Origin of the sequence: Marilutibacter maris (assembly GCF_003233695.1) — a bacterium.
Taxonomy (GTDB): Bacteria; Pseudomonadota; Gammaproteobacteria; order Xanthomonadales; family Xanthomonadaceae; genus Marilutibacter; species Marilutibacter maris.
On the sequence record NZ_CP029843.1, the window covers coordinates 1,532,300 to 1,556,463 of the forward strand.

Below are 24,164 nucleotides of genomic sequence, written 5' to 3' on the forward strand. Positions count from 1 at the left end.
CCTGCTCGTCGTAAGTAAGCTGCGGTGCGTGGTCAAATCGACCGGTGTCGATTCCGGCAGTGAGGTCGGGAGTCGAGCTTCTCCGGTTTTCAGAACAAGGCGGCGAAGTCCGCAAAGGGAGTCAAAACGAATGAACAAGGCTGAGCTTATCGAGTCCGTCGCCGAAGCGGCTGATCTGTCCAAGACCGATGCTGCCGGTGCCGTCGATGCGTTTGTCAGCGTGATCACCAAGGCGCTCAAGAAGGGCGACACCGTGACCCTGGTCGGCTTCGGCACCTTCCAGGTCCGTAAGCGCGCCGCTCGCCAGGGTCGCAACCCGAAGACCGGCGAGACCATCAAGATCAAGGCCTCGAAGAATCCTGCATTCAAGGCTGGCAAGGCGCTGAAGGATGCAGTAAACTAACGAGCTCGGCCGGCGGCACTGGTCGGGTCGCGGTCCAGGCCGCATCCCGATCGGCGCCGAAGGACACACCGGGTGCTTAGCTCAGTGGTAGAGCGTCTCCCTTACAAGGAGAGGGTCGGGGGTTCGAAACCCTCAGCACCCACCACTGATCGCTGCGGTCCATGGCTGCAGACACGCACCAGGGTGTGATGAAGTGTTTGCAATAGCGCGGAGCGGTAGTTCAGCTGGTTAGAATGCTGGCCTGTCACGCCGGAGGTCGCGGGTTCGAGTCCCGTCCGCTCCGCCAGCAATACCCGGAAGGCGCCCGCTGGGCGCCTTCGTCATAAAGTGAGAGTCCCGGATCCTGTCGTCAGCCAGGCAGGCCCCGGGAAGTCGGCCCCAGCGGGCCGGCGCAATCGGTCAAATGCGCGGAGCGGTAGTTCAGCTGGTTAGAATGCTGGCCTGTCACGCCGGAGGTCGCGGGTTCGAGTCCCGTCCGCTCCGCCAGTCGTACCGGAGGGCGCCCCACGGGCGCCTTCTTTTTTAGCGGCACGGTCCTGCCGCTCCCGCACCATCCTGCGGGGCGCGGACCGCCGGCCCAACGGCCGGCACGCGATCGGTCAACAACGTGGAGCGGTAGTTCAGCTGGTTAGAATGCTGGCCTGTCACGCCGGAGGTCGCGGGTTCGAGTCCCGTCCGCTCCGCCAGTCGTACCGGAAGGCGCCCTCGGGCGCCTTCTTTTTTTGCGGGGGCCGCCGCCCCCACCGCGGCGGCGCACGGCTCCGTCGCCCGTCCGGCGCCGCCGGTCGTGCGGATCGCCGCCGCGGGCGCCGAAGCGCGGTAGACTGTGCGGCTTCCGCATTGACGCACCCCGAACATGCTGCAGAAACTCCGCGAAAAGTCTTCCGGCCTGCTGGGCACCATCGTTCTCGCCATCCTGATCGTGCCGCTGGGCCTGTTCGGCATCGATCAGTACCTGGTGCAGAACACCAACGACACCGTGGCGCGGGTCGAGGCGCCGCCGAGCTGGTGGCCGTCCGCCCCCACCTGGTGGCCCGCATCGATGCTGTGGCAGCAGGAGGAGGTCAGCCGGGACGATTTCCGTACCCGCTTCGACCTGGCCCGCCAGCAGGCGCGCGCGCAGCAGGGCGAGGCCTTCGATCCGCGCGAGTTCGAAAGCCTGGAGAACAAGCGCGAGGTCCTGGAGGCGCTGATCGACCAGCGGGTGCAGGCACTGGCCTCCCGCAGCGCCGGAATCGCGGTCAGCGACGCGTTGGTGCGAAAGACCATCCGCGACATTCCCGCGTTCCAGATCGATGGCGAGTTCAATGCCGAGCGCTACCAGCTCGCACTGGCTTCGCAGGTGCCGACGCAGTCGCCGAAGGCGTTCGAGCAGACCGTGCGCGAGGGATTGCAGCAGAGCCTGGTGCCGGTCTCGCTGAGCGGCAGCAACTTCGTCACCGCTTCCGAGATGCAGCGGCTGATCCGCTTGATCGGCGAGCGCCGCGACGCGCAGATGCTGTTCCTGCCGCCGCAGGAGCAGGACGAGACGGAAGTCGGCGAGCAGACCATCAAGAGCTGGTACGAGTCCCATGCCGCGGATTTCCGCGCGCCGGAGACGGTCACCCTGGAGTACGTCGAGATCCAGGCGTCGGAGCTGCCGGCGCCGGCACCGGCCGACGAGGAAGTCCTGCGTACCCGCTATAAGAACGAGATGGCCAAGTTCGTGACGCCCGAAGAGCGTCTGGCATCGCACATCCTGATCGAGTTGGCGCCGGATGCCGACGAGGCGGCGCAGAAGGCGGCGCAGGACAAGGCCGCGCAGGTGGCCGCGCAGGCGAAAGCGGCGGACGCGGACTTCGCCGCGCTGGCTTCCGGGAACAGCGACGACATCGGTTCGAAGGACAGCGGTGGCGACCTGGGCTGGGTCAGCAAGGGCATGATGGTCGGGCCGTTCGAGGAGGCGCTGTTCGCGATGACCACTCCCGGCGTCAGCGACCCGGTCAAGACCGAGTTCGGCTGGCACGTGATCCAGCTGCGCGAGATCAAGAGCGGCGAAGTGGAGCCGTTCGAGCAGGTGCGCGACGCGCTGGCCCGCGAACAGGCCGAGGCCGATCGCGAGCGCGCGATCAACGACCTGATGACCGGTGTCGTCGATCAGGTCTACAAGAATCCGAACAACCTCGATGGCGTCGCCACCGAGGCGCAGTTGCAGGTGCAGAAGCTCGGCCCGGTTTCGCGCGACAGCGGCGACGGCATCATGGCCAATCCGGCGGTGAAGCGGGCCGCGTTCGACGAGGCCCGCATCCAGGACGGCACCATCAGCGATCCGATCGAGATGGAGCCCGGGCACCATGTGCTGATCCGGGTCGCCGCCCACCAGCCCGAGCGCGCCCGTCCGCTGGACGAGGTCCGCGACGAGGTGATCGCGGCGGTGCGCGCCGACCAGGTGATGCAGGCGACCAAGGCCGATGCCGAGGCGCTGCTGGAGCGGTTGAAGAAGGGCGAGACGCTGCAGGCGATCGCCGAGTCGAAGTCGTTGCCGGAGCCGCAGGCGATGCCGGGCATCATGCGCGGCATGCCCTTGCCCGACGCCGCGGTCAACGAGGCGATGTTCGCCGTCCAGGCGCCGAAGGAAGGCAGCCCGACGCCGGGGATGGCGATGTTGCCCAGCGGCGGCGCGGTCCTGTTCACGGTCGACAAGGTCACTCCGGGCGACGGCGAGACGATCGGCGAGGGCGAGCGCGAGATGCTGCGCGAGCAACTGCGCCAGGTTGCCGGTGTCGACGACCTCAAGGCCTACACCGCCAGGCTCCGCCAGCAGATGCAGGTGTCGGTGTTCGAGGAAAACCTGTAACCGGACGATTGCCGTCCGCGGCGGCGGCTCGGGCCCGACCATGGCCGCGACGCCGCCACCGCTTCGTCCCGAATGCGAGAAGGCCCGGCATCTGCCGGGCCTTCTGGTTTGCGCGCGATCCCCACGCCCCGCAAGGTGCGGGGCGCAGACGGCTCACTCGCCGCTTTCGCCGATTCCGGTCATGCCGAGGATGTTGTAGCCGGCATCGACGTAGGTGATCTCGCCGGTGATGCCCGACGCCAGATCCGAGCACAGGAACGCGGCGGCGTTGCCGACGTCCTCGATGGTGACGGTGCGGCGCAGCGGCGCGTTCTCCTCGACGTGGCCGAGGATCTTGCGGAAGCCGGCGATGCCGGAGGCGGCCAGGGTCTTGATCGGGCCGGCGGAGATCGCGTTGACGCGGGTGCCCTCGGGGCCGAGGTTGTAGGCCAGGTAGCGCACGCTGGCCTCGAGGCTGGCCTTGGCCACGCCCATCAGGTTGTAGCCGGCCAGGGCGCGCTCCGCGCCGAGGTAGCTGAGGGTCAGGATGGCGCTGTTGCGGTCCTGCATCAGCGGGCGCGCGGCCTTGGCCAGCGCCGACAGCGAATAGGCCGAGATGTCGTGGGCGAGGGCGAAGTTCTCGCGGGTCAGGCCGTCCAGGTACTGGCCGGCGATCGCCTCGCGCGGCGCGAACGCGATCGCGTGGACGACGATGTCCAGGCTGTCCCAGCGCTCGCCCAGCGCGTCGAAGCAGCTCTGGATCTGCGCATCGTCGGTCACGTCCAGCGGCAGCACGATGTCGCTGCCGGCTTCGGCGGCGGCGGCTTCGACGCGCGACTTGAGCTTGTCGTTCTGGTAGGTGAAGGCCAGTTCGGCACCCTCGCGGTGCATGGCCTCGGCGATGCCGCTGGCGATCGAACGCTGGCTGGCGATACCGGTGATCAGGGCGCGCTTGCCTTGCAGAAAACCCATGGAAACTCCCTCGCTGGTGGGACATGGCCGCGGATGCGGCCGAGCAAAGACTCTAGTTTAGGGCCTGCGGGCGCCCGGCGTATGCCCCGGGCAGCGTCGATGCCGCTGCGCGATGGCCCGTCCGGCTCAGTCGGCCTGCGCCGGGTCCAGGCGCAGGCGCTGGCCCGGTTGCAGCACGCTGTTGGTGGTCAGGCCGTTGAGCGAGAGCAGTTCGGCGACGCGCAGGCCGTAGCGGCGGGCGATCGTCCAGGCATTGTCGCCGCGGGCCACCACGTGCAGGCGCGCCGAAGCGGCGACGATGTCGGATGCGTCGGCGACCGTCGTCGCGGCCGTGGCGGTCGGTGCATCGGCCGCCACGGCCGCGACCGGGATCGCGGTCGCCGGTGCCAGCAGGTAGGCCGGGCGCCCGCCCGGACGATGGATGCGGCCGTTGGCGTAGACCGGGTTCAGGCGCTTCAGGCGCGCCGGGTCCTGGCCGGCAAGGTCGGCGTACTGGGCGACCGTGCGCACGCCATCGGGCAGGGGAACCGCTTCCAGCCGCGGCACCGGCCGGTCCAGCGCCTGCAGCCAGGCCTCGTCGTCGGCGGCCTCCAGCATCAGGCAGGACAGTGCGTGGATCTTGCGCACATAGGCCTGGGTGATGCCGGGCATGCCGGGCAGCTGCTCGGGCTCGGCGTCGCGCGCGGCCAGGCCGCCGCGGCGCAGCGCTCCCAGCACGCGGTACTCGCCGGCGTTGTAGGCCATCACCGCCAGCCGCCAGTCGCCGGCGAACATCCCGTGCAGGGTCTTGAGGTAGCGCACCGCGGCGCGGGTCGAGTCGACCGGCGACAGGCGTCCGTCGTAACGCGAACCCACCGGTACCTTGTGGTTGCGCGCGGTGACCTGGACCATCTGCCACATCCCGACCGGGCCGGACGGGCTGCGAGCGGCGGGCTTGTAGCCGCTTTCGATGAACGGGATCAGCGCGTACTCGGTCGGCAGGTGCGATTGGCGCAGGGCGTCGACCACGTAACCGAACAGCGGCAGCAGGCCGTCGTCCTGGGTGGCCAGGCGGTCCGGCGCATGCGCGAAGTGCCGGCTCCAGCGGGCACTGGTATCGGCATCGCACTGCGGGTCGGACAGCCCCTCGCGGAAGTTCTCGAAGATCTCGCGGCCGTTGCGGGTACCGGCCGGGAGCGGGGCCGGGACGGTCGCCTCGGCGGCCACGGGGGCGGCGACAGGCGCGGCGGTGCTGTCCGCGGTCGTCGTCCCGGGGGCGTCGTCCGCGGCGTGGAGCGGGGCGGCAAGACAGGCCAGCAACAGCCCGGCGACGGTCGCGAACCCGGGGCCGGCCGGGTGTCCGTGGCGGCCGCTCATGCGGCGAACCCGTCTTTCCAGCGCCGCAGTGCGGCGAGCGTCTCCACCGCATCGTGCGGCGGCCGTCCCGACTGGCCGGTCACCGCGGCGATGACCGCAGGTTCGGTGCAGCGCAGGAACGGGTTGCAGGCGCGCTCGTCGGCGAGCGTGCTGGGCAGGCTGGGATGTCCGGACCGGCGCATGGCCTTGGCCTCCTCGATGCGACGCTGCAGCGCCGGATTGTCGGGTTCCACCGCGTGTGCGAAGGCGGCATTGGAAAGCGTGTACTCGTGCCCGCAGCAGACCCGGGTGTCGCCGGGCAGGGCGGCCAGGCGTTGCAGCGATGCGTGCATCTGCGCCGGGGTACCTTCGAACAGGCGCCCACAGCCCAGGCTGAACAGGGTGTCGCCGCAGAACAGCCAGCCGTCCTGGCCGCGGGTGAGGTGGAAGGCGATATGGCTGGAGGTATGTCCCGGGACCTCGATCACCGCGACCCGGGTCCCCAGCAGGGCGAAGCGGTCGCCGTCGCCGACCCGTTGGCAGGCGAAGGCGATGCGCGGGTCGTGCGGCGCGTAGACCGGCAGTCCAGGCCAGCGCTGCAGCAGCTCGGCGGTGCCGTCGATGTGGTCGTAGTGGTGATGGGTCAGCAGCACCGCGGCCGGACGCAGACCGTCCGCGGCGGCGGCGAACACCGGTGCGGACTCGCCCGGGTCGACGACGATCGCGCCGCCGTCCTCGCCGGACAGGGTCCAGATGTAGTTGTCTTGGCGCGAGGGCAGGGCCTGCAGACGCATGCTGATACTCCTTGGAATCCTGCCGGCAAATCGCGCAGAATCGAACCCGGTTGCGACCGCCAGACCTTCCATCCAGACCGGCTCCTTCGCCGGCGTCGCCCGCCGGCCGGACACGATCAGGCGACCATGCCCGCGCTGCACCCGTCACGTCAACCTGAACAGCCGAACGCCGGTCCGCAAAGCGGCGCGGCCGGACCGCTGTGGTTTGCCGGGCCGCGCGCGCGCAGCCTGCTGCGGGCCGAGACGCGGGCGATGGAGCGGGTGCTCGCCGGCATTCCGGCGCTGCCCTGGGTCTGCGTCGGGGCCGAGGGCGCCGAGTGCCCGCACAGCGAGAGTGGCCGGGGCCTGCACCTGCGCCGCGGCGCGGGCGGTTTCGACGGCGCCCTGCGTTGCGCCCTGCCATGGCCGCTGGCCAGCGAGACGTTCGGAGCGGTACTGCTGCAGCACGCGCTGGACGACGGTTTCGGCGATACCGAGGCGGTGCTCGGCGAGTGCATGCGGATCCTCGCGCCCGGCGGCGTGCTGTGGCTGGCCGCGCTCAATCCGTGGAGTCCGTACCGGGCGCGCTGGTGGCGCGCCGGGCTCAGCGCGCACGGACCGGGTTACTGGCAGGCGACCCTGGCCCGGGCCGGGTTTCCGGCCGATGCGGTCAGCCTGCAATGGCTGGGGCCGCGCTGGCGTCCGGACGACGGCGAGGCCGGCGTCGGCGCCGCCGACCGCCTGCGCGCGGGCATCGCACTGACCGTCAGCAAGCGCGTGCATGCGGCGATCCCGCCGGCGGCGCTGCGCAAGCTGCGGCTGCAGACCGGCCTGGGCTCGGTGCGAACACATGCGGGCGTCTTGCGGCAAGACCCGGGGCCGAAGCCATAATCCGGCGATGACATCTGAATCGAGCAAGTCCGTCGAGATCCATACCGACGGCGCCTGTCTGGGCAATCCCGGCCCCGGCGGCTGGGCCGCATTGCTGCGCTACCAGGGACGCGAGCGCGAGCTCAGCGGCGGCGAGGCCGACACCACCAACAACCGGATGGAACTGATGGCCGCGATCATGGGCCTGGAGTCGCTGAAGGAGCCGTGCCGGGTCGCGTTGACCACCGACTCCCAGTATGTCCGCCAGGGCATCACCCAGTGGATGGCCAACTGGGTCCGGCGCGGCTGGAAGACCGCCGGCGGCGATCCGGTCAAGAACCGCGACCTGTGGGAGCGCCTGCACGCCGCGGCCGGGCGCCACCGGGTCGACTGGCACTGGGTCAAGGGCCACTCCGGCGATCCGGACAACGAGCGCGTCGACACCCTGGCGCGCAATGAGGCCGTCCGCTTCAAGGCGGGCGGCTGAGTCGGCGCCGGCCGGCGCCGCGATCGCTCCGACGGCGGGGTGACACGGCGGCGGCGGCCGGGCACAGTGTTTTCCACAGCGAGCTTCCGATCCGTTCATGCGCCAAGTCATCCTCGACACCGAAACCACCGGCCTGAGCTGGGAGCGGGGCAACCGCGTGGTCGAGATCGGCTGCGTGGAGTTCGTCGAGCGGCGCCCCAGCGGCCGTACCTTCCACCGCTACCTCAATCCGCGCTGCCAGTTCGAGGCCGGCGCCCAGGAAGTGACCGGACTGACCCTGGAGTTCCTCGCCGACAAGCCGTTCTTCGAGGACATCGTCGACGAGTTCGTCGAGTTCATCGATGGCGCCGAGCTGGTCATCCACAACGCCGCATTCGACGTCGGCTTCCTCGACAACGAGCTGCGCCTGGCCGGACCGCAGTACGGAAAGCTGGCCGACCGTTGCGCGATCGAGGATTCGCTGCTGCTGGCGCGGCAGAAGTTTCCGGGCCAGCGCAACTCGCTGGATGCGCTGTGCAAGCGGCTCGGCGTCGACAATGCGCATCGCCAGCTGCACGGCGCGCTGCTCGATGCGCAGCTGCTCGCCGAGGTCTACATCGGGCTGACCTCCGGGCAGGAGGAGATCGGCTTCGCCGACGCGTCGGGGGCGGGCGCCGCCGATCCGTCGACGGCGGCGATGTTCCAGAAGCGGATCGACCGCCCGCGCCCGCGGGTGAGCGTCGCCGAGGTCGAGCTGGCCGCGCACGAGGCCCGGCTGGCGGTGCTGCGCAAGAAGGCCGGGCATGCGGTCTGGGACCGGGCCGAGGCCGACGGCGAGGACTGAGAGCGGTGCGCGGCCCACGGGCCGCCCGGCGGTGCGCTAGTGGCTGCGCACCAGGATCACGGTGATGTTGTCCGAACCGCCGCCGTCGAGGGCGGCGGCGACCAGCGAGTCGACGCATTCCTGGGCACTGCAGTCCTGCTGGGCCAGGACCCGGGAGATGACGCTGTCGTCGACCTCTTCGGTCAGCCCATCGCTGCACAGCAGCAGCTGCATGCCGGGGCGGAGCTCGCCGGTCATGGTCTCGACGTTGAGGTTGCGCGGATCGGTCACCCCCAGCGCCTGGGTCACCACGTTGCGGTGCGGGTGGCTGCGGGCCTGCTCGTGGGTGATCGCGCCGTTGGCGATCAGCTCCTGGACGTAGCTGTGGTCTTGCGACAACTGCGCGAGGTGACCGTCGCGCCACAGGTAGACCCGGCTGTCGCCGACCCAGGCGACCTCGAACAGACTGCCGCTGACCCGCGCCGCGACCACGGTCGTGCCCATCGGCAGGGCGTCGTGGCGCCGCCGCGAGTTGCGGATGATCTCCTCGTCGGCGATGCGGATCGCCTGGATCAACGGGGTGCCGTCGCGGACTTCGCGGACGATGGTCTCGCGGGCCAGGGCGCTGGCGACCTCGCCGTACTCGTGCCCGCCCATGCCGTCGGCGACCAGCCAGAGCCCCATCTCGGTGTCGCCGTAGTAGGTGTCTTCGTTCAGGTCTCGGCGCAGGCCGGCGTGCGTCAGGTGTCCGAATTCGATCATTGGGGGAACATGCCGCTCGCGTCAGAGCCTCTGGATTCAGTCAACGGAATCATCGGTGCCCAGCGGCCGCGTGGCAAGGCGTGCGGCAGGCGGCGGTGGGGCCTGGAGGGTGGGGTTCTTGCGGGGAAAGCAGCGCGCGCCTTGAAAGGGGGCGGCGAGCAGGTCGGGGGATGGACTCGGGCCATTCGTGGCCCTCGCCCCTTTGGGGCGGCCTGCGGCCGTCCAGATCGGCGGTCGTGCCGATCTGTCGAACCGCGCTGCGCGCGGGCTTTCCGAGCAGGTGTGCTCATCCAAGGCCACGCACTCAGTCAGATATGAAAAACGCCCCACGAGGGGGCTCGGTTCTTTTTGCGGGGAAGCGCGCGCCTTGAGGGGCGGCGGCGAACGGATCGGGGGGATGGACTCGGGCCATCCGTGGCCCTCGCCCCTTCGGGGCGGCCTGCGGCCGTCCAGATCGGCGGTCGTGCCGATCTGTCGAACCGTGCCTGCGGCACGGGCTCTCATCCAGTTCCCGCACTCAGTCAGATACGAAAAACGCCCCACGAGGGGGCGTTGTGTTTGAGGAGCAGCGCGCACCTTGAGGGGGGCGGCGAACGGATCGAGGGGGATGGACTCGGGCCATCCGTGGCCCTCGCCCCTGCGGGGCGGCCTGCGGCCGTCCAGATCGGCGGTCGTGCCGATCTGTCGAACCGTGCCTGCGGCACGGGTTCTCATCCAGATCCCCGCACTCAGTCAGATACGAAAAACGCCCCACGAGGGGGCGTTTTTCATATCTGGCGGAGAGGGGGGGATTCGAACCCCCGAGGCGCTATTAACGCCTGCCTGATTTCGAGTCAGGTACATTCAACCGCTCTGCCACCTCTCCGGTGTCCTGCCGGCAACTTCCAGCAGGCGCGGGGGCGCCATGATACGGGGCGGAACCGGGGCCGGCAAGCGGTTCCGTCATCGGAATCGAATCCGCCCGCGGAACCGGTGCGGCCGCGGCCCGGAAGCGGCCCCGATGCGGGTCGCGTTCAGCTCGTGCGGCGGCGGCACGGGGCTGTCGCGTTACACTGCAGCGTCTCCCACAGACCGGCCCTGCGCATGTCCGAAATCCTCGTCCCCGTTTCCTTCGGTGAGCTGCTCGACAAGATCGCGATCCTGCAGATCAAGTCCGAGCGCATGAGCGACGAAGCCAAGCTCGCCAACGTCCGCAACGAGCTTTCGGCGCTGGAGAAGACCTGGATGGCGCACCCGGCCGCCGGCAAGGACATCGTCCGCCTGCGGGCCGACCTGAAGGCGGTCAACGAGCGCTTGTGGGAGATCGAGGACGACATCCGGCTCAAGGAGAAGGCGCAGGCCTTCGACCAGGAGTTCGTGAAGCTGGCGCGCAGCGTCTATTTCGAGAACGACACCCGCGCCCGGATCAAGAAGGAGATCAACCTCGCGCTGGGCTCGTCCTACGTCGAGGAGAAGTCCTACCAGGACTACGGCAGCGGCAGCGGCGCCTGAGCGCCGCTGCGACAGGCTGACGCCTCCGCGGGTTCAGGCACCCGGAGCCGCATCGGCACGTTCGACCCGGCACAGATAGCAGCCATGGGCGGCATGGTGCAGATGCAGGCACGCGACCTCGGCGACCTCCAGCAGGGCGGACATGCAGGCTTCCAGCGCGTCGCCGGTGGTGACGTCGGCGCCGATCAGGTCGCCGTCGCGGTTGTAGGCGCGCACCGACAAGCGCTTGCGGCGGAACTGCGGCGGCACCTCGTTGACCGCCGGCTCGGCCCGGACCGCGTCGCGGCTGACGAAGATCGCGCCCGAGGCGCGATACGGCGATGCGGTCACGTGATGGTCGAACGGCAATAGCAGGACTTCTTCGCCGACCGCGGCGTTGTCCAGGCTGACCCGGCAGGGATAGGCCGTGGGGTCGTCGGCGATGCAGCGGCGCATGCCGCGCGCGGTCAGGCTGGCGTCGTCCAGCTCGAACAGCGGCGCGAACGGCTCGGCCGGCAGGGCGACGATCTTGAAGGCGGATTGGGTGACTGACATTGCGGTACCTCGGTCTCAACGGGGGCGGTGCGAGGATGATGGTCCCGCCCGGATGTCGGGTCTGGCCGCTTTCGGACATCGATCTGGGCTCGTGTTACCGGTAGCTACGGCACCTCTGGTAGGCAATGTCGCTCCCGTCCGCCTGTCGCCTTAAACGCCTCGCTCCACCCTGCATCCAAACGTGGCCGCTGTCCGGCGGCGCACGAACATTGGAGGGGGTATGCGGTACTTGCGGTGGGCGATGATTTTGGGGGTGTTCCTGGGATGCGCCGGGGTCTCGGCCGGGGCCGCCGATTCCGGAACGGCCGAGCGGGACACGAAGGCACTGGTCCAGTTCCAGTGCGAGGCGATCGAGCGGGTCTACTACGACCCGGCGATGGGCAGGCGGCTGTGCCGCCGGCTGCGTGCCGCGCAGCGCTCGGGCGAACTGGCCGCGCTGCCCGCGCGCGACCGGCTCAAGCGGGTGACCGCATTGCTGCGCGAGACCTCCGGCGACGTCCATTTCTACGCCGGCCCGGTGGTGAAGGCGGCGAAGGCGGATACGCCCGATGCCGACGACAAGGCCGAGCCCGAGACGAACTGGAACGGTGGCATCACCCAGGTGCGGGTGTTGCCGCCCAATGTCGGCTACATCCGCTGGGACCGCCACCTCGCCGACGATGTCGCGTTTGCCAGGATCATCAGCGCGCTCGAGCTGCTGGAGGGCGTCGACGCGCTGATCTTCGACCTCACCGGCAATCCGGGCGGAGATGGGCGCGCCAGCGGTTTCGTCAACCGGCACCTGTTCGAGGACGACGACTACCAGGACCTGCTGGTCAAGAAGTGCACCGGCGAGACGGAGTGGAAGCGCAGCGAGGTGCCGTACAACCATGCGCCGGGGCCGAAGTTCCCGCAGACGCCGGTCTACGTCATGGTGTCGGAGGACACCGGGTCGGCGGCCGAGTATTTCGCCTTCATCGTGCAGCAGATGAAGCGCGCGACCGTGCTGGGGAGCACCACCGCCGGGGCCGGCAACCCGGTGACCATGGTCAGCAACGACGAATACTTCGCCTACGTGCCGATCTGCCAGATCCAGACCCGCGACGGTGCGTCGATCGAGCGCCAGGGCGTGGTGCCGGACGTGGTCCTGCGATCCGACGATTGGTTGGCGGAAACGCTGGAGTACGTGCTCGCGCAGTGAGCGGTGCCGGGGCGCCGCATCGGCGGCGCCCGCGTTCCGGCCCGGAGCCGCCCGCCGGCAGGCTCAGCGGGCCAGCGCGTAGGCGGTGACCGCGAACGCCAGCAGCGCGGCGGTGACCGCCACCACGGCCACGGTGTTGGCCCGGCGCAGGCGCCGTTCCAGCTGCACCTGGCTGTGGCGCAGGCCGTGCAGGGTCGTTTCCAGCTCCTGCGACGCCTGGGTCAGGGCCGACAGGGTCTGCTCCATCTCCCGTGCGACGGTCTTGATCGAATGATCGTTGTGCAGCACCGCGTCCTGCAGCTCGGCGATCTGCTTGGGGACCTGGGAGGGTTCCGCATTGCGGGTGAAGATGGGCCGCGCCGCGCGGATCAATTCCGGCAGCAGTGGCGCCATCACCGTGAACCATGAAGCCATCAGTGTCCTCCTGCGGTGCCGGCGATCTGCGGATGGTCGTCGCGGAAGCGCTCGAACGCGGCGATCGCGTCCTCGACCGTGATCAGGTCCATCACGCCCTCGTGTTCGATCTTGCTGCCCCATCGCAATTCGGCGGCCGGACGGCCCCGGTAGCGGCGCGCGGCGGCGTCGTAGCGGTCGACGCAGTAGCGGCGCTCGCTGTAGGGGCCGCTGCGGTTGGGGTCGGTGGCCGCGTGCAGGCCCAGCACCCGGGTGCCCATCGCGTTGGCGATGTGCATCGGCCCCGAGTCCGGCGACATCACCAGGTCGGCGCGTTCGAGCAGGGCCGGCAACTGCTTGAGGGTGTCCTTGCCGACCAGGTCGAGCACCGGCTGCGTCATCGTCGCGGCGATCGCGTCGGCGGTCTCCCGTTCCAGCGCGCTGCGGCCACCGCACAGCACGATCCGCCAGCCTTGCGAGGCGGCATGGTCGGCGACCGCGGCATAGCGCTCGGCGCGCCAGTTGCGCAGCGCGTGGCTGGAGCACGGCGAGATCAGCAGGGTCGGAGTGCCGTCGGCCGGCCATTGCGCGGCGGCCCACTCGCGGGCGTCGGCGGGCACCGGCAGGTCCCAGCGCACCCGCTCCCGGCGCAGTCCCAGCGGCTCGCAGAAGCTGCCCAGCACATCCAGCACGTGGGGCCCCGACGCCTGCGGACCGGTCGTGGCGGCGATGCGCTCGTTGACGAACAGGCCGTGCAGTTCCTTCGAGCGCAGGCGGTCGTAGCCGACCCGGCGGCGCGCGGGCACGAAGCCCGAGAGCAGGTTCGCGCGCGCCGCCAGCTGCATGTGCAGCAGGGCATCGAAACGCCCGGCCGTGCCCAGGGACTGGCGCAGCGCCCGACGCAGGGCGCGCATGCCGGCGACCCCGGTCTTCTTGTCGTACTCGAAGAAGTCCACCCCCGCCAGGCCGTCCAGCAGGCGGCGTTCGCCGCGGCCGATGACCCAGGCCAGCCGGACCTGCGGCCAGGCGTCGCGCAGGGTGTGGACCAGCGGCAGCACGTGGGTGACATCTCCCAGTGCCGACAGCCTCAACAGGCAGATCGACTCGGGTGGGCGGATGTCGGATGAAGGTGACGTTTGAATTGTTAGACTCCAGACGATGACCGGATACGACGCCACCGAAGGCCTGACGCCTTTCCGCGACGACAGCGGCTACGGCGCGATTCTGTTCGACCTGGAGCGAACCCGACAAGTCAGACCCGAATGGTTCTCGCCCGATCACTGGGGCGAGGCCGCGCGTCCGGTCGCCAGCGGCGGTCGTGGCGGCGCCTGGTTCATCGACATGCCGTTGGGTCCGGCCCTGCTGCGACGTTACCTGCGTGGCGGGATGGCGGCCAGGCTCAGCCGCGACCGCTACCTGTGGCACGGCGCGCGCCGCACCCGCAGCTTCGCCGAGTTCCGCCTGACCCGTGCGGTCGCGCGGCGCGGCCTGCCGGTGCCGCGGCCGATCGCCGCCTACTACCGGCGCGTCGGCATGTACTACGAAGCCGCGATCCTGCTCGACCGGATCGAGGGCGTGGCCTCGCTCGCCGACCGCGCCAGCGAGGCCGCCGCGCAGGCGCCCTGGGAAGAGGCCGGTCGACTGGTCGCCAGGAGCCATCGGGTCGGTCTCGACCATGCCGACCTCAACGCCCACAACCTGCTGTTCAACGGCGCCGGCAAGGGCTGGGTGATCGACCTCGATCGCGGCGCGCTGCGGATTCCGGCGACCGGGTGGCGGGAGCGCAACCTCAAGCGCCTGCGACGGTCGTTGCTCAAGCTGCGCGGCGAGCGCCCGATCGCCGAGGTCGAGCACGACTATGGACGTCTGCGAAGCGCGTACGATGCGGTGTGGGCTCGTGGCTATTGAGGCAGGCATGGACGACAGGGACGACGGGATGGCGTGGCGGTTGCGTTTGCAGGGCGTCGGCAATGCCGCCGCCGTCGAGCTGGGCTCGGCGATGGCGACGATCGAGCGCGACGGCGCGCCGTGGCTGACCATCGATTGCGGTGCCGAGGGCCTGACCGCGTTTCTCGATCACTACGGCCATCCGCCGCGCGCCTTGTTCATCACCCATGTCCATCTCGACCACGTCGCCGGCTTCGAGCGCCTGTTCGTCGACAGCTGGTTCGACCCGCAGTGGCGCGGGCGCACCCGCGTCTATGTGCCGGCGCCGCTGGTGCCACTGCTGCACCAGCGGGTCGGCGACTATCCCAACGCCCTGGCGGAGGGCGGGGTGAACTTCTGGGATGCGTTCCAGGTGGTGCCGGTCGGTGCCGCGTTCTGGCACGAGGGCGAACGCCTGGAGGTGTTCGCGACCCGCCATCACTGGCCCGACACCTCGTTCGGCCTGCGCCTGCGCGGCAGCCTGGTGTGGACCGGCGACACCCGTCCGATCCCGGAGCAGCTCGCGCGCTGGGCCGACCAGGACGAGCTGATCGCGCACGACTGCGCGGTCGAGGGCAATCCCTCGCACAGCGGCATCGACGATCTCGAGCGCGAGTATTCGGCCGGACTGCTGGCGCGCTGCGTGTTCTACCACTACGCCAGCCGCGCCGATGGCGAGCTGCTGGAACGTCGGGGCTACCGGATCGCCCGGCCCGGCGCGACGATTCCGTTGAGGTCGCCGAGCGCCCTGCCGGTGGAGCATGTATGAGCGTCCAGCGTCCGTCCGCTGCGGCTGACGGCAGGGAAGCCTTCGGATCCTCCGGCATCGCCCGCCCGCGGGGCGATGCCGTGCTCGACCGCCGCGGTCGTCCGATCCGCGACCTGCGCCTGTCGCTGATCGAGGCCTGCAACTTCCGCTGCCCCTACTGCATGCCGGCCGATCGCATTGCCGACGATCACGGGCTGGACGCGGCCGGGCGCCTGGACTTCGACCAGATCGAGACCCTGGTGCGCGGCTTCGTCCGTCTCGGCGTGCGCAAGTTGCGCCTGACCGGCGGCGAGCCGCTGCTGCGCAAGCGCCTGCCGGCGCTGGTCGCGCGGCTGGCCACGATCGAGGGACTGGATGACATCGCGCTGACCACCAACGGCGCGTTGCTGGCGGCGCAGGCACGGCCCCTGCGCGAGGCCGGTCTGGGGCGGGTCACGGTCAGTCTCGATGCGATCGATCCGTCGGTGTTCCGGGCGATGTCCGGTGGGCGCGGCGAGGTCGCCGACGTGCTGGCCGGGATCGACGCCGCGCGCGCGGCCGGGTTCGACACCATCAAGATCAACTGCGTGGTCCAGCGCGGCGTCAACGACGACCAGGTGCTGCCGCTGCTGGAACGCTTCCGTGGCAGCGGCATCGTGGTGCGCTTCATCGAGTACATGGACGTGGGCACCTGCAACCAGTGGCGCCACGAGCAGGTGGTGGCGTCGGCCGAACTGCGCGACCGCATCCATGCGCGCTGGCCGCTGCGCCCGCTGGATCCCCATTACGTGGGCGAGGTGGCGTCGCGATACGCGTTCGAGGACGGTGGCGGCGAAGTCGGCTTCGTCAGCTCGGTCAGCGCGCCGTTCTGCGGCGACTGCCATCGCGCCCGGATCTCCGCCGATGGGCAGCTGTACACCTGTCTGTTCGCCGGTACCGGCCACGACCTGCGTCCGGCGCTGGCGGCCGGCGAGGATGCGCTGGTCGCGGCCGCGACGGCGATCTGGAGCGGACGCGAGGATCGTTACAGCGAACTGCGCGGCAGCCGCGGCGCATCGCGCAAGCACGTCGAGATGTACCTGATCGGCGGCTGAGGCCTCCGTGCCGCAGGGCGGGGAATCCAACGCCGCCGACCATCGCATCCCGGGTCCGATCGAACCGGATCGAAGTTGGCCCATAATGGACGCCATGCCCCGATCACCGCGCAAACTCAGTCATATAGACAGCGACGGCCGTCCGGCGATGGTCGATGTTTCCGACAAGGCGGTCGGCGCGCGCGAGGCGCGGGCCGAGTGCCGGGTCAGGTTTCCGGCCGAGGTCGCGGCCCAGTTGCGCGCCAGCGGCCTGCGCAGCGCCAAGGGCGGGATCGTCGATACCGCGGTGATCGCCGGCACGATGGCGGTCAAGCGCACCGCCGAGCTGATCCCGTTCTGCCATCCGTTGCCGATCGACGGATGCAGGATCGCCATCGACTGGGACGGCGAGCGGGTGCTGCGGATCGAGTGCAGCGTGCGCACGACCGGGCGCACCGGGGTCGAGATGGAGGCGTTGACCGGCGCCACCGTCGCCGCGCTGACCGTCTACGACATGTGCAAGGCGTTGTCGCACCGCATCGTGCTCGGCCCGGCCAGGCTGCTGGGCAAGCGCGGCGGACATCGCGACGTGGGGACGGTGTGATGCAGAGCGTGCGTCTGACCGTGCTGTATTTCGCCAGCCTGCGGGAGGCCGCCGGCCGCGCCGAGGAAACCGTGCAGACCGACGCCGCCAGCCTGCGCGAGGTCTACGAGCACCTGCAGGCCTGCCACGGCTTGCCGTTTCCGGTCGAGCGCCTGCGGGTCGCGGTCGATGGCGCGTTTGCGCGCTGGGAGGATGCGCCCCAGACCGGCAGCGAGGTCGCCTTCATTCCGCCGGTCAGCGGTGGCTGAGCGAAGACGCCGGCGAGCCACTGGCTCGCGTCGCCGCGAACGCCCGGCCATGGAGGGCGGCGCCAAGAACAGGGCCGGCACCGTTGCTGCTGTCGGCAACGCCCCCGACTCCGGATCCGTGAAAGTGAGCAACGATGCACAGTGACATGCCCCGGCGCTTTCGACTCGCCGCAGAAGACTTCGACATCGCGCCGCTGCGCGGGGCGCTGCTGGACGAGCGCGCCGGCGGTTATGCCAGCTTCGAAGGCTGGGTGCGCGACCACCATCAGGGGCGCGCGGTGAGTGGCCTGTTCTACGAGGCCTACCCGGCGCTGGCCGAACGCGAGGGCGAGGCGGTGATCGCGGAGGCGCTGGAACGGTTCGAGATCGTCGATGCCTGCTGTGTGCACCGGTACGGCGAGTTGAGGGTCGGCGAGCTGGCGGTCTGGGTCGGGGTCAGCGCCGCCCACCGCGACGCCGCGTTCGGCGCCTGCCGCTATATCATCGACGAGGTGAAGGCGCGGGTGCCGATCTGGAAGCACGAGCGCTACCTCGACGGTGGGGTGGGCTGGCTGCACCCCTGAAGCCGACCAAGGAGTCGATCATGCGGACGCATTCCCGAATCCTGCCTCGCCGGTTCCCGGTACTCGCCCTGGCGCTGTCCGTCGCCGCACTGGCGCCTGCGGCGGCCGGCGAGTTGCTGGTCGGCAACAAGTCGGCCGACACGGTCTGGTTCCTGTCGCGCGAGGACGGGCGGCGCACCGCGGTGGCGGAAACCGGTGCCGGTCCGCACGAGATCGCGGTCAGTCCCGACCGCCGCCGCGCGGTGGTCACCAACTACGGTGGCCGTACGCCGGGACACACCTTGACCGTGCTCGACCTGGTCGACGGCGCCGCTGCGCGGACCATCGAGCTGGGCGACCACGGTAGACCGCATGGCCTGCGTTTCCTGCCCGGCAACCGGCGGGTGGCGGTGACCACCGAGGACTCCGGCTCGCTGCTCGTCGTCGATCTGGATGCCGGAAGCGGCGACGACCCGGTCGAGGCCGCGATCGACGTCGGCGACGGCATGGGCCACATGGTCGCGCTGTCGGACGACGGCGAAGTCGCCTATGTCAGCAAGATCGCCGCCGGCACGGTCAGCCGGATCGACCTGAAGCGGGCGCGCAAGACCGGCGAGCGGGCCAGCGGCGAGGGCGCCGAGGGGATCGCGTACCGGCGCGGCCATGGCGAACTGTGGGTCAGCAATCGCGCCGCGGACACGGTGACCGTCCACGATCCCGATACCCTGGAAGTCACGCACACGCTGCAGAGCAAGGGCTTCCCGATCCGGGTCGTGTTCACCGCCGATGCGCGCCACGCGCTGGTGACCAATGCGCGCGCCGCCGAACTGGCGGTGTTCGACGCCGACAGCAGGAAGCGGGTGGCGACGATCGGACTGTCGGGCGACGACGAGCGCTACCAGGAGACCCTGCTGGGGCGCGCTGCGCTGCCGATCGGCGTGATCGCCGACCCGACGCGTCCGCGCGTCTATGTCGCGATCAGCGGCGCCGACGAGATCGCGGTGGTCGACACCGGCACCTGGCAGGTGATCGAGCGCTGGCGCACCGGTCGCGAGCCGGATGCGCTGGGGGTCGTTGAGTAGGCGCCCGTCGAGCAGGGCGCCCATCGAGACCATCCCCGCAGGCGGACGGGCGGCACGCTTCCGGGAGCCGGAAAGGCGGCGGCCCCGCCAACGATCCTCGGCGCCCGCGTCGATCGATACCGTTGCTGCCTTCCGGCCCTGGCGGAGTTTTCGACCTAGCGTCGCGAGGGGCCGACGGGGCCACCATGGAGACGCGTCCCCCTCCGGCCGGATCGCGCGACGCGCGGCGGCAGGATGGGGCGCTTTGAATATGGCGGAGAGAGGGGGATTCGAACCCCCGAAGCGCGGTTTAGACGCTTACACACTTTCCAGGCGTGCTCCTTCAACCACTCGGACACCTCTCCGCTGGACCCGAACGGTGTGGCGCTGGGCCGCTCCGCAGGGGGCGCAAAGTCTAACGCTGGCGGGAGCTTGCCACAAGCGAGACGAAGCGGCGGTTCATCAAGTCCGGTCGCGGCCGCGGCCCGGGGCGCGCGCCTGCCGACGGCGGTCTTGGCGGATCAAGCACTTGCGAAGGCCTGCGGCGCGCCGAACCGCCGCGGTCGCGATGTCGGGCCCGAATCGTCGCGGTCTCGCCGCGGTCTCGCCGCGCGATCGGGCGCCGGGCCGGCACCGTCGTTTGCGCATGTGCTCGGTGGGACTGGACGGGCATGGCACACTATGACGGTCAGCCGGCAGCGGCGACCTGCCGGTCGCCTTCGGCGCCATTCGAGATCCGATTCACGCCCATGTCCTACCTGGTCCTCGCACGCAAGTGGCGCCCCCGGCGCTTCGCCGAACTGGTCGGGCAGGAGCATGTGGTCAAGGCGCTGACCAACGCGCTGGATTCCGGCCGCATCCACCATGCCTTCCTGTTCACCGGCACCCGCGGCGTCGGCAAGACCACGATCGCGCGGATCTTCGCCAAGTCGCTGAATTGCGAGCAGGGCACCTCGGCCGACCCCTGCGGCGAGTGCGCGGCCTGCAAGGACATCGACGCCGGCCGCTTCATCGACCTGCTGGAGATCGATGCGGCCAGCAATACCGGTGTCGACGACGTCCGCGAGGTGATCGACAACGCCCAGTACATGCCCAGCCGCGGGCGGGTCAAGGTGTACCTGATCGACGAGGTGCACATGCTCTCCAAGAGCGCGTTCAACGCGCTGCTGAAGACGCTGGAGGAGCCGCCGGGGCACGTGAAGTTCCTGCTCGCGACCACCGACCCGCAGAAGCTGCCGGTGACGGTGCTGTCGCGCTGCCTGCAGTTCAACCTCAAGCGTCTGGACGAGGCCCAGATCAGCGGCCAGATCGAGAAGATCCTGGCCGCCGAGGGCATCGAGGCCGAGCCCGGTGCGATCCGCCAGATCGCGCACGGTGCCGATGGCAGCCTGCGCGATGGCCTGTCGCTGCTCGACCAGGCGATCGCCTATACCGGCGGCAAGCTCGACGATGCCGCGGTCGCGGCGATGCTCGGCACGGTCGACCGGACCCGGGTCGGGGCGCTGCTGGCGGCGCTGGCGGACGGCGACGGCGAGCGCCTGCTGGCCGAGGTCGCGGCGCTTTCGGAGTTCTCGCCCGACTGGGGCAGTGTGCTGGACGCGCTGTCCGAAGCGCTGCACAAGGTGCAGGTGCGGCAGCTGGTCGCGGGCTCGGAGGTCGAGGGCGACGGCGTCGATGTCGATGCCATTGCCGCCGCGGTCCGCGCCGAGGTTGTCCAGCTCTGGTACCAGATGGCGATCAACGGCCGTCGCGACCTGGGCTACGCGCCCAGTCCGCGCGCCGGTTTCGAGATGGCGGTGCTGCGGATGCTGGCCTTCCGGCCGGCGGGTGAGGACGCCACCGGCGAAGCGACGGGTCGCCAGGGCGGCGCCGGTCGTCGCGGCGACAGCGCGGCGGCGGCCGAGGCGGCGTCGCCACGAACGACGGACGACGGCGCGCGCACCGCGGCGATGCCCGAGGTCGCCGCGCCCGAGCGGCCGCGTGCGCCCGCACCGGCGCCGGCCGCGGCCGACATCCCCGCGCCGCGCATCGAGCGGGAGGCCCGGCCGGTCGTCGAAGCCAGGCCGCCCGCCGACCCGGCTCCCGCGCCGGCGGCAGCTGCCGCGAACCCGCTCCGCGAGCCGGCCGATGAAGAGCGGGTCATGGAAGAGCGGGCCATGGCCCCGGCGACCTCCAGCCGCCTCGAGGATGCCGACGACTGGCACGTCCTGGTCGATGGCCTGCAGACGCTGAAGGGGCCGCCGCGGTTGTTGGCCGAGCATGCGGTCTTCGTTGGCCATGCCGACGGCGTGCTGCGGCTGGCGCTGTCCGAACAGGACGAGCATCTGCAGATCCCGATGACCGTCGAGCGCCTGGCGGCGGCGCTGGCGCCGGCCCTGGGCGAGGGTTTGCAGATCCGCTTCGAGGCCGCGCAACGGCTCGACGACTCGCTGCACGCGCGCAAGGCGCGCGCGCGCGACGAGCGCCAGGCCGCGGCCGAGGAAACCTTCATGAACGACCCCGAGGTGCAGCGGCTGATCAGCCAGCACGGCGCGCGGGTCGTGCCCGACTCGATCCGGCCCTTCGACGAGGCCTGAATCGTCGTGTTACCCCGGCCGTGACCGTCCAGTGCGGCGGTCGCGGCATCTCCCACCTTCATACAAGCGAGCAAGCACATGCGCGGAAACATCGCCCAACTCATGCAACAGGCGCAGAAGATGCAGGAGAACCTGCAGAAGGCGCAGGAAGAACTGGCCAAGATCGAGGTCACCGGCAATGCCGGCGGCGGCATGGTCAGCGTGACCCTGACCGGCCGGATGGAGTGCCGCAAGGTGCGCATCGATCCCAGCGTGCTGTCGGATCCGGAGATGGCCGAGGACCTGATCGCCGCGGCGATCAACGATGCGGTCAACAAGGCCAACACCGAGTCGCAGTCGAAGATGGGGGCGGCCACCGCCGGCATGCCGCTGCCGCCGGGCATGAAGATGCCGGGGATGTTCTGATTCCGGCGGCCCGGTCTCCGGTCCCGTCGCCGATGACAGGCGCGGCTCTCATCTGCGACCGCACCACGCCGTTGGCGCGGCGCGCGCGCGCCTGCTCGTGCGCGACGGGAGCATTTCGGCAATGAGTTCCCTGCTCGAACAACTGATCGACGCGTTCCGGGTCCTGCCCGGGGTGGGCCAGAAGTCGGCCCAGCGCATGGCCTATCACGTGCTCGAACGCGAGCGCGAAGGCGGCCTGCGGCTGTCGCAGGCGCTGGCCGAAGCGGTCGAGAAGGTCGGCCACTGCGTGCGCTGTCGCGACTTCAGCGAGACCGAGGTCTGTGCGACCTGCGCCAGCGCCTCGCGCGACGCGCACCTGCTGTGCGCGGTCGAGTCGCCGGCCGACCGCCTGGCGATCGAGCAGGCGACCGGCTACCGCGGTCTGTACTTCGTGCTGCAGGGGCGGTTGTCGCCGCTGGACGGGATCGGTCCGCGCGAGCTGGGTCTGGACATCCTCGGCGCGCGCCTGGCCGAGGGCGAGGTGCAGGAGCTGATCATCGCGACCAATCCGACCGTCGAGGGCGAGGCGACCGCGCACTATCTGTCGCAGCTGGCGCGCGGACACGGGGTCAAGCCCAGTCGTCTGGCCCACGGCCTGCCGCTGGGCGGCGAACTGGAGTATGTCGATCGCGGCACCTTGTCGCATGCGTTCGGCAGCCGCGCCGAGATCCGCGACTAGGCGTACGGTTCGGGCCCCGGGAAAGCGGGGCCTGCGCGGGGAGCCGTCGCCGCGACGGAGGAACGGCTCGCCACGTCCGCGGCGCCGGGGCTATGCTGATCCTCAATCGTTTCCTCAATCGTCCGCCTGCGACACATCGCGGCTCCGTCTGTACCAGCGGCGTAAGCCGCGATCGGATTTTCGCGGGACGGCCATCGCGGTTTGCGCCGCTCCTACGAAAGCCCTCGGGTTCCCAGCTCCCAAGTCCCCAATCTCATGACCGACACCATCTTCCACAAGATCATCCGCCGCGAGATCCCGGCCGATGTCGTCTACGAGGACGCGCACCTGATCGCGTTCCGCGACATCGCCCCGCAGGCGCCGGTGCACGTGCTGTTCGTGCCCAAGACCGACATCGCCACGCTCAACGACGTGCAGCCGGACCAGGCCCAGGTGATCGGCCGGCTCGCCGTCGCCGCCGCCGATTACGCCAAGGCCCAGGGCTTCGACGAGAACGGCTACCGGATCGTGATGAACTGCAACGGCGACGGTGGACAGACCGTGTTCCAGGTCCATCTGCACCTGTTGGCCGGTGCGCCGCTGGGGCGCTTCGGCACACCCTAGGCCGGGCGCTCAGCCTTCGCGCGGCACGTCGTCGCGCACCGGCTGCCAGCGGTAACTGCGATGCTCGGCCAGGGCCAGCATCGCGTGGTCCTCGGCGCTGTCGCCGTAGGCATGCACGGCAGCGTAGTCCCGTAGCCGGTAGCGCTTGAGTATCTGTCGCGCCTTGTGTTCGCCGCAGCAGTCGCGGCCCCGGTAGCGGCCGGTGAAGCGCCCGCGGCGATGGCCGAGCTGCGAGCAGATCAGCGCCACGCCCTGTTGTCGGCACCAGGGGCGCAGGTACAGATCGATCGACGCGGATACGACCACCACGGTATCGCCGCGGGCCTGGTGCCAGCGGATGCGCTCCAGCGCGTGCGGACGCACGAAGCCGGGCAGGGTGTCGCGGGCGTAGCGTCGGCCCGCTTCGACCAGGGGCTGGCGCGCCAGTCCGGTCAGGCCGATCCGCATCACCGCCGCCCGCAACACGTGCGCCGGCACGATCTTCAGGCGGTAGTAGCCCAATGCCAGCGGCACCAGCAGCAGCCCGCCCCAGCGCAGCCGTCGCCGCGGCAGATGCGCCTTGATGAAGGCCGACAGACTGTCGCGATCGGTGATGGTGTTATCGAAATCGAACAGCGCCAGGTCCATGCGCGGTTTCGGAAAGTGGAGGGGGTTGTCGGGGTATCACGGGGAACGTGTCGCGCAAGCGCAACCGGCGTAGGAGCGACGTGAGAAGGCCACCGCTTCAGGAGCTGCGTGAGCTGCGACCGGGTTTTTCCATGAAAGCCCCATCGCGGCTTACGCCGCTCCTACGAAGAGCGTTTGCCTGCCCCATGCCCCATCCCCCTGAGTGAGGGGGCGATT

General features: G+C 70.1%; 26 protein-coding genes, 6 tRNA genes and 1 other RNA gene. 22 read left to right on the forward strand and 11 right to left on the reverse strand.

Going from position 1 to position 24,164, the window contains the following annotated elements:
• Positions 1–130: 130 nt before the first annotated feature.
• The 6 genes from C9I47_RS06730 to C9I47_RS06755 all read left to right on the forward strand — a co-directional run bounded on the left by C9I47_RS06730 (position 131) and on the right by C9I47_RS06755 (position 3,239).
• The gene (locus C9I47_RS06730) at positions 131–403 is read left to right on the forward strand and encodes an HU family DNA-binding protein (protein ID WP_111266062.1); all 273 of its coding nucleotides are present in this window, start codon (positions 131–133) and stop codon (positions 401–403) included.
• A 70-nt stretch (positions 404–473) separates the two neighbouring features.
• A tRNA-Val gene (locus tag C9I47_RS06735) sits at positions 474–548 on the forward strand.
• Positions 549–612: 64 nt separating this feature from the next.
• A tRNA-Asp gene (locus tag C9I47_RS06740) sits at positions 613–689 on the forward strand.
• Positions 690–812: 123 nt separating this feature from the next.
• Positions 813–889: transfer RNA gene (locus tag C9I47_RS06745), tRNA-Asp, on the forward strand.
• Between the two features lie 123 nt (positions 890–1,012).
• A tRNA-Asp gene (locus C9I47_RS06750) sits at positions 1,013–1,089 on the forward strand.
• A gap of 170 nt (positions 1,090–1,259) precedes the next feature.
• Positions 1,260–3,239: a peptidyl-prolyl cis-trans isomerase gene (locus tag C9I47_RS06755; RefSeq protein ID WP_111266063.1), complete on the forward strand. Its 1,980-nt coding sequence runs from the start codon at positions 1,260–1,262 to the stop codon at positions 3,237–3,239.
• Between the two features lie 153 nt (positions 3,240–3,392).
• Here C9I47_RS06755 and C9I47_RS06760 read toward each other — a convergent pair whose 3' ends face one another.
• The 3 genes from C9I47_RS06760 to gloB all read right to left on the reverse strand — a co-directional run bounded on the left by C9I47_RS06760 (position 3,393) and on the right by gloB (position 6,319).
• Positions 3,393–4,190 (reverse strand): enoyl-ACP reductase FabI, encoded by a 798-nt coding sequence (locus tag C9I47_RS06760; protein ID WP_111266064.1) that lies wholly within the window; start codon positions 4,188–4,190, stop codon positions 3,393–3,395.
• Positions 4,191–4,316: 126 nt separating this feature from the next.
• A complete protein-coding gene (locus C9I47_RS06765; RefSeq protein ID WP_111266065.1) occupies positions 4,317–5,546 on the reverse strand; it encodes a lytic transglycosylase domain-containing protein in 1,230 nt (409 codons plus the stop codon).
• On the reverse strand, positions 5,543–6,319 hold the full coding sequence (gloB, locus tag C9I47_RS06770) for a hydroxyacylglutathione hydrolase (RefSeq protein ID WP_111266066.1): 777 nt from the start codon (positions 6,317–6,319) through the stop codon (positions 5,543–5,545). The genes C9I47_RS06765 and gloB overlap by 4 nt, the downstream gene beginning before the upstream one ends.
• 126 nt (positions 6,320–6,445) lie before the next feature.
• Between gloB and C9I47_RS06775 the strand changes: the two genes are divergently transcribed.
• The 3 genes from C9I47_RS06775 to dnaQ all read left to right on the forward strand — a co-directional run bounded on the left by C9I47_RS06775 (position 6,446) and on the right by dnaQ (position 8,478).
• On the forward strand, positions 6,446–7,189 hold the full coding sequence (locus tag C9I47_RS06775; protein ID WP_111266067.1) for a class I SAM-dependent methyltransferase: 744 nt from the start codon (positions 6,446–6,448) through the stop codon (positions 7,187–7,189).
• Positions 7,190–7,196: 7 nt separating this feature from the next.
• Positions 7,197–7,655, forward strand: coding sequence for a ribonuclease HI (gene rnhA / locus C9I47_RS06780; protein ID WP_111266068.1), 459 nt, complete (start codon positions 7,197–7,199; stop codon positions 7,653–7,655).
• 97 nt (positions 7,656–7,752) lie between these two features.
• Positions 7,753–8,478, forward strand: coding sequence for a DNA polymerase III subunit epsilon (gene dnaQ / locus C9I47_RS06785; protein WP_111266069.1), 726 nt, complete (start codon positions 7,753–7,755; stop codon positions 8,476–8,478).
• Between the two features lie 36 nt (positions 8,479–8,514).
• Here dnaQ and C9I47_RS06790 read toward each other — a convergent pair whose 3' ends face one another.
• Positions 8,515–9,219 carry a PP2C family protein-serine/threonine phosphatase gene (locus C9I47_RS06790; RefSeq protein ID WP_111266070.1) on the reverse strand — a complete coding sequence of 235 codons (705 nt, stop codon included), beginning with the start codon at positions 9,217–9,219 and terminating at the stop codon, positions 8,515–8,517.
• Positions 9,220–9,993: 774 nt separating this feature from the next.
• Positions 9,994–10,084: transfer RNA gene (locus C9I47_RS06795), tRNA-Ser, on the reverse strand.
• 218 nt (positions 10,085–10,302) lie between these two features.
• Here C9I47_RS06795 and C9I47_RS06800 point away from each other — a divergent pair.
• Positions 10,303–10,710 carry a DUF6165 family protein gene (locus tag C9I47_RS06800; protein WP_111266071.1) on the forward strand — a complete coding sequence of 136 codons (408 nt, stop codon included), beginning with the start codon at positions 10,303–10,305 and terminating at the stop codon, positions 10,708–10,710.
• Between the two features lie 33 nt (positions 10,711–10,743).
• Here the strand turns inward: C9I47_RS06800 and C9I47_RS06805 are convergent, their stop codons facing one another.
• Positions 10,744–11,244 carry a DUF1203 domain-containing protein gene (locus C9I47_RS06805; protein ID WP_111266072.1) on the reverse strand — a complete coding sequence of 167 codons (501 nt, stop codon included), beginning with the start codon at positions 11,242–11,244 and terminating at the stop codon, positions 10,744–10,746.
• A 220-nt stretch (positions 11,245–11,464) separates the two neighbouring features.
• On the opposite strand from C9I47_RS06805, the gene C9I47_RS06810 reads away from it, so the two are divergent.
• Complete coding sequence (locus tag C9I47_RS06810; RefSeq protein WP_145985442.1) at positions 11,465–12,424, forward strand: S41 family peptidase; 960 nt, start codon at positions 11,465–11,467, stop codon at positions 12,422–12,424.
• 63 nt (positions 12,425–12,487) lie between these two features.
• Here the strand turns inward: C9I47_RS06810 and C9I47_RS06815 are convergent, their stop codons facing one another.
• Both C9I47_RS06815 and C9I47_RS06820 read right to left on the reverse strand, forming a co-directional pair.
• The gene (locus C9I47_RS06815; RefSeq protein ID WP_111266074.1) at positions 12,488–12,838 is read right to left on the reverse strand and encodes a hypothetical protein; all 351 of its coding nucleotides are present in this window, start codon (positions 12,836–12,838) and stop codon (positions 12,488–12,490) included.
• Positions 12,838–13,935 (reverse strand): glycosyltransferase family 9 protein, encoded by a 1,098-nt coding sequence (locus C9I47_RS06820; RefSeq protein WP_170288337.1) that lies wholly within the window; start codon positions 13,933–13,935, stop codon positions 12,838–12,840. Before C9I47_RS06820 ends, C9I47_RS06815 begins: the two co-directional genes overlap by 1 nt.
• A 40-nt stretch (positions 13,936–13,975) precedes the next feature.
• Here C9I47_RS06820 and C9I47_RS06825 point away from each other — a divergent pair, with 40 nt between their 5' ends.
• From C9I47_RS06825 to C9I47_RS06855, 7 genes are all read left to right on the forward strand, one after another.
• The gene (locus C9I47_RS06825; RefSeq protein ID WP_111266075.1) at positions 13,976–14,725 is read left to right on the forward strand and encodes a 3-deoxy-D-manno-octulosonic acid kinase; all 750 of its coding nucleotides are present in this window, start codon (positions 13,976–13,978) and stop codon (positions 14,723–14,725) included.
• Positions 14,726–14,753: 28 nt separating this feature from the next.
• On the forward strand, positions 14,754–15,512 hold the full coding sequence (locus tag C9I47_RS06830) for an MBL fold metallo-hydrolase (protein ID WP_111268007.1): 759 nt from the start codon (positions 14,754–14,756) through the stop codon (positions 15,510–15,512).
• A complete protein-coding gene (moaA, locus tag C9I47_RS06835; RefSeq protein WP_111266076.1) occupies positions 15,509–16,585 on the forward strand; it encodes a GTP 3',8-cyclase MoaA in 1,077 nt (358 codons plus the stop codon). The genes C9I47_RS06830 and moaA overlap by 4 nt, the downstream gene beginning before the upstream one ends.
• A 94-nt stretch (positions 16,586–16,679) precedes the next feature.
• Positions 16,680–17,168, forward strand: a complete 489-nt coding sequence (moaC, locus tag C9I47_RS06840; RefSeq protein ID WP_407067506.1) for a cyclic pyranopterin monophosphate synthase MoaC — start codon at positions 16,680–16,682, stop codon at positions 17,166–17,168.
• Positions 17,168–17,416 (forward strand): MoaD/ThiS family protein, encoded by a 249-nt coding sequence (locus tag C9I47_RS06845; protein ID WP_111266078.1) that lies wholly within the window; start codon positions 17,168–17,170, stop codon positions 17,414–17,416. The genes moaC and C9I47_RS06845 overlap by 1 nt, the downstream gene beginning before the upstream one ends.
• A 146-nt stretch (positions 17,417–17,562) precedes the next feature.
• A complete protein-coding gene (locus C9I47_RS06850) occupies positions 17,563–17,979 on the forward strand; it encodes a molybdenum cofactor biosynthesis protein MoaE (RefSeq protein ID WP_111266079.1) in 417 nt (138 codons plus the stop codon).
• A 20-nt stretch (positions 17,980–17,999) separates the two neighbouring features.
• A complete protein-coding gene (locus C9I47_RS06855; RefSeq protein ID WP_111266080.1) occupies positions 18,000–19,040 on the forward strand; it encodes a YncE family protein in 1,041 nt (346 codons plus the stop codon).
• A gap of 81 nt (positions 19,041–19,121) precedes the next feature.
• On the opposite strand, the gene ffs is transcribed toward C9I47_RS06855, so the two are convergent.
• Positions 19,122–19,218: signal recognition particle sRNA small type (gene ffs, locus C9I47_RS06860), an RNA gene on the reverse strand.
• A gap of 73 nt (positions 19,219–19,291) precedes the next feature.
• A tRNA-Ser gene (locus C9I47_RS06865) sits at positions 19,292–19,384 on the reverse strand.
• A 384-nt stretch (positions 19,385–19,768) separates the two neighbouring features.
• On the opposite strand from C9I47_RS06865, the gene dnaX reads away from it, so the two are divergent.
• From dnaX to C9I47_RS06885, 4 genes are all read left to right on the forward strand, one after another.
• A complete protein-coding gene (gene dnaX, locus C9I47_RS06870; RefSeq protein WP_111266081.1) occupies positions 19,769–21,595 on the forward strand; it encodes a DNA polymerase III subunit gamma/tau in 1,827 nt (608 codons plus the stop codon).
• A 78-nt stretch (positions 21,596–21,673) separates the two neighbouring features.
• Positions 21,674–22,000 carry a YbaB/EbfC family nucleoid-associated protein gene (locus C9I47_RS06875; RefSeq protein ID WP_111266082.1) on the forward strand — a complete coding sequence of 109 codons (327 nt, stop codon included), beginning with the start codon at positions 21,674–21,676 and terminating at the stop codon, positions 21,998–22,000.
• 121 nt (positions 22,001–22,121) lie between these two features.
• The gene (gene recR, locus C9I47_RS06880; RefSeq protein ID WP_111266083.1) at positions 22,122–22,718 is read left to right on the forward strand and encodes a recombination mediator RecR; all 597 of its coding nucleotides are present in this window, start codon (positions 22,122–22,124) and stop codon (positions 22,716–22,718) included.
• 255 nt (positions 22,719–22,973) lie between these two features.
• A complete protein-coding gene (locus C9I47_RS06885) occupies positions 22,974–23,321 on the forward strand; it encodes a histidine triad nucleotide-binding protein (protein WP_111266084.1) in 348 nt (115 codons plus the stop codon).
• A 9-nt stretch (positions 23,322–23,330) separates the two neighbouring features.
• On the opposite strand, the gene C9I47_RS06890 is transcribed toward C9I47_RS06885, so the two are convergent.
• Entirely contained in the window at positions 23,331–23,948 is a 618-nt protein-coding gene (locus C9I47_RS06890; protein WP_111266085.1) for an HAD family hydrolase, read from the reverse strand.
• Positions 23,949–24,164: the final 216 nt, after the last annotated feature.